Here is a 3,329-nt window from a genome sequence, read left to right on the forward strand (position 1 = left end):
GCCAGACGATGGGTGACCGCAGCCTTGAGCAAGAGGTGCTGGCGCTGTTTGTACAGCAGGCGCTGTCCGTGCGCGACAGAATAGTCGACGCCGACATCAAGGACCGGCTTCTGCTCGCCCATGGATTGAAGGGTTCGGCACGGGGCGTCGGCGCCTTTGCCATCGCCGATTGCGCCACCGAGATCGAGCATCGGCCGGAAGACGGCCAGACGCTCAAACGGCTTGGCATGCTGATCGACGAAGTGCGCGATTTCATCGCCGCCATCAACCGCTGAATCCGCGCTGAACCCGATTTGCGGAAAAACGTCATCGGGCGGCGCTTTCATGCGGCAGTTGACTTGTCAGCCGGAGTGATTATCTCGGCTGGAACTCCCTTCAGGTGACAAATGACCAAGCTGACTTTCATTGCCCATGACGGCACGCATTTCGACATGGACGCCGAGAACGGCTCTACGGTCATGGAGAACGCGATCCGCAACGCCGTGCCCGGGATCGAAGCCGAATGCGGCGGTGCCTGCGCCTGTGCCACCTGTCACGTCTATGTCGACGAAGCCTGGACGGCTGAAGTCGGCGAGCCGGAAGCGATGGAAGAGGACATGCTGGACTTCGCTTACGACGTCCAGCCGAACTCACGGCTGTCGTGCCAGATCAAGGTGCGAGACGCGCTCGACGGTCTCATTGTGCGGGTGCCTGCCCGTCAGGGATAAGCGCAGTATCTTTGCCAACTGATTTTTCCCGCTGCGGCTTGGCAGCGGAGCGATGGTCATGCAGTGTCCTGCTGTTTCACTACAGCGCCGCGCGTCCTCTTGGACGCGCAAAGGACGCTGTAGCACTTTTATTTGCGCATGATCCTTTCCGAAAATCGATCCGATTTTCGGGGTCATGCGCAGCGAGGCACAGGCATGACCGACATTATCAGGACAGACGTGCTTATTGTCGGGGCAGGACCGGTTGGCCTGTTTGCCGTGTTCGAGCTCGGCCTGTTCGACATGAAATGCCACCTGATCGACATTCTCGATCGGCCGGGCGGCCAGTGCGCGGAGCTCTATCCGGAAAAGCCGATCTACGACATTCCAGGCTGGCCTTCGATCTCGGCGCAGGGGCTGGTCGACAAATTGCTCGAGCAGATCGCGCCGTTCAAGCCTGATTTCAGCTACAACCGAATGGTTTCCAGCCTGGAAAAACTGGAGGACGGCAGTTTTCGCGTCACCACCGACGAAAACGAGGTGTTCGAGGCCAAGGTGGTGGTGATTGCCGCCGGCGGCGGCTCCTTCCAGCCCAAGCGTCCGCCGATCCCCGGCATAGAGCCCTATGAAGGCAAGAGCGTCTTCTATTCGGTGCGCCGGATGGAGGATTTTCGCGGCCATGACCTCGTTATCGTCGGTGGCGGCGACTCGGCACTCGACTGGACGCTGAACCTGCAGCCGGTGGCAAAGAGCGTGACGCTGGTGCACCGGCGGCCCGAGTTCCGTGCCGCCCCCGACAGCGTCAACAAGATGTATGCCATGCAGGAGATGAGGCAGCTGGAGTTCCAGGTCGGGCAGGTGACCGGATTGACCGGTGCCGACGGCCAACTGTCATCGGCCACCATCAAGGGACCTGACGGCGATGTCGAGGTGCCTTGCACGCGCATGCTGCCGTTCTTCGGCCTGACCATGAAGCTCGGACCGATCGCGGAGTGGGGTCTCAACCTTCACGAGAACCTTATTCCGGTCGATACCGAGAAGTTCCAGACATCGGTGCCCGGTATCTTCGCGGTCGGCGACATCAACTGGTATCCGGGCAAGCTGAAGCTGATCCTGTCTGGCTTCCACGAAGTGGCGCTGATGGCGCAGGCCGCCAAGCGCATCATCAGCCCCGGCGAGCGCATCGTTTTCCAGTACACGACCTCATCGACCAGCCTGCAGAAGAAGCTCGGCGTCTCCGGCTGAAGCTTACTCGGCGAGGATGGGCGCCGCATTGTCGGCGTAACCGCGAAGCTCCTTTTCGGGCATCAGCGTCAGCGTGATCAGCCCCAGCAGCAATGTAACGGCGGCGACGGCAAAGATCATCACGAACGGCTCGACCGTCGCGCTATGGCCCACGATCCGCACGCCTTCACCGGCAAGTGGCAAGCCGTAGCCCAGAGCGACCGCGCCGAGCATCGCGACACCAAGCGCACTGCCAAGCGAACGCAGGAATGTCAGCACGCCCGTCGCGACGCCGAGATGCACGCGATCGACGGCGTTCTGGACCGACACGGTGGTGACCGGAAACGTCGTTCCGGTTCCAAACCCGATGCAGATCGTCAAGACCTCTACCTCCAGCAGCGTTGCATATCCTGCGACGACGGCCAGCAGGCAGAGGCACAGCATGCTGAAGACGACGCCCACCATCGCGATGCGCTTGTAGTGGGTAAAATGCGGTATCATACGCCCGCTGAATGCCGCGCCGCCGACGGTCCCCAGCAGAAGCCCGAGCATCGCGATGCCCGACTCTGCGGCCGACAGGCCGAGCACCGCCTGAAGATAGACGGGCAGGTACACAGCCATGCCGACGCTTGCGGCCTGAAGCAGGAACATCGAAAGCGTGCCCGCCAGGACGATTGGATTGCCAAGCACTTCGAGTGAGATGAGCGGCTCGGCGGCTCGCATAAGCCGCAAGGCAAAAGCGCCCCAGAAAATCGCCGAACCGCAGAGAACGCCGATGACTTCAAGCGAAATCCAGGGATAGGCGCTGCCGCCCCAGTTCAATGCGAGCAGCAGCAGCGCCGTGGCAATGATCAGAAGCAACGCGCCCAGGCCGTCGATGCGATGGCGCTTTGCGGCAACGGGCAGTTTCTTGAGCGGCTTGTTGATGATCGCCATCGCAAGAACACCAAGCGGAATGTTGATCCAGAAGATCAGTGACCAGTGCAGGTGCTCTGCGAAAGTGCCGCCGAGCAACGGACCGGCAACGCTGGCGACAGCCCATGTGCCGGAGAACCAGGCGGCATAGCGTGCCCGCTCGCGCGGCGGAACGAGATCGCCGACCACGGTCTGCGTCAACGCGAACAAGCCGCCGCCGCCGGCGCCCTGGATCGCCCGCCCGACAACCAGCACAAACATGTTGGGAGCCATCGCACTGACCAGCGATCCCGCCAAAAAGATCAGGATCGCGGCATAGACGGTCGGCCGGCGTCCGTAGACATCGGAAATCTTGCCGTAGAGCGGGGCCACGGCGGTAGCGGTCAGAAGATAACCGGTGACGATCCATGGCAGATAGTGTGCGTTTCCGAGCGCATGCCCGATGGTCGGCATGGCTGGCGCAACAATGGTCTGGTCGAGTGCCGCCAACAGCATCGACAACAG

At 61.7% G+C, this 3,329-nt stretch carries 4 protein-coding genes; 3 read left to right on the forward strand and 1 reads right to left on the reverse strand.

The features are described 5' to 3' along the window. The 3 genes from EN984_RS27585 to EN984_RS27595 all read left to right on the forward strand — a co-directional run. The coding region (locus tag EN984_RS27585; protein ID WP_164765682.1) for an Hpt domain-containing protein at window positions 1-275 on the forward strand (275 nt) is incomplete at its 5' end. Between the two features lie 111 nt (window positions 276-386). Then, window positions 387-707, forward strand: a complete 321-nt coding sequence (locus tag EN984_RS27590) for a 2Fe-2S iron-sulfur cluster-binding protein (RefSeq protein WP_056582251.1) — start codon at window positions 387-389, stop codon at window positions 705-707. A gap of 195 nt (window positions 708-902) precedes the next feature. Next, complete coding sequence (locus EN984_RS27595) at window positions 903-1,931, forward strand: NAD(P)/FAD-dependent oxidoreductase (protein WP_127269545.1); 1,029 nt, start codon at window positions 903-905, stop codon at window positions 1,929-1,931. 3 nt (window positions 1,932-1,934) lie between these two features. Here the strand turns inward: EN984_RS27595 and EN984_RS27600 are convergent. Beyond that, a partial coding sequence (locus EN984_RS27600; RefSeq protein WP_127384102.1) for an MDR family MFS transporter occupies window positions 1,935-3,329 on the reverse strand: 1,395 nt, incomplete at its 5' end.

It is taken from the genome of Mesorhizobium sp. M7A.F.Ca.CA.004.12.1.1, assembly GCF_003997835.1.
GTDB lineage: Bacteria > Pseudomonadota > Alphaproteobacteria > Rhizobiales > Rhizobiaceae > Mesorhizobium.

Bases quoted from the DNA above. Each gene is read 5' to 3' on its own strand.
- EN984_RS27590 (WP_056582251.1), top strand. From the start codon at position 387: ATGACCAAGCTGACTTTCATTGCCCATGACGGCACGCATTTCGACATG.
- EN984_RS27595 (WP_127269545.1), top strand. From the start codon at position 903: ATGACCGACATTATCAGGACAGACGTGCTTATTGTCGGGGCAGGACCG.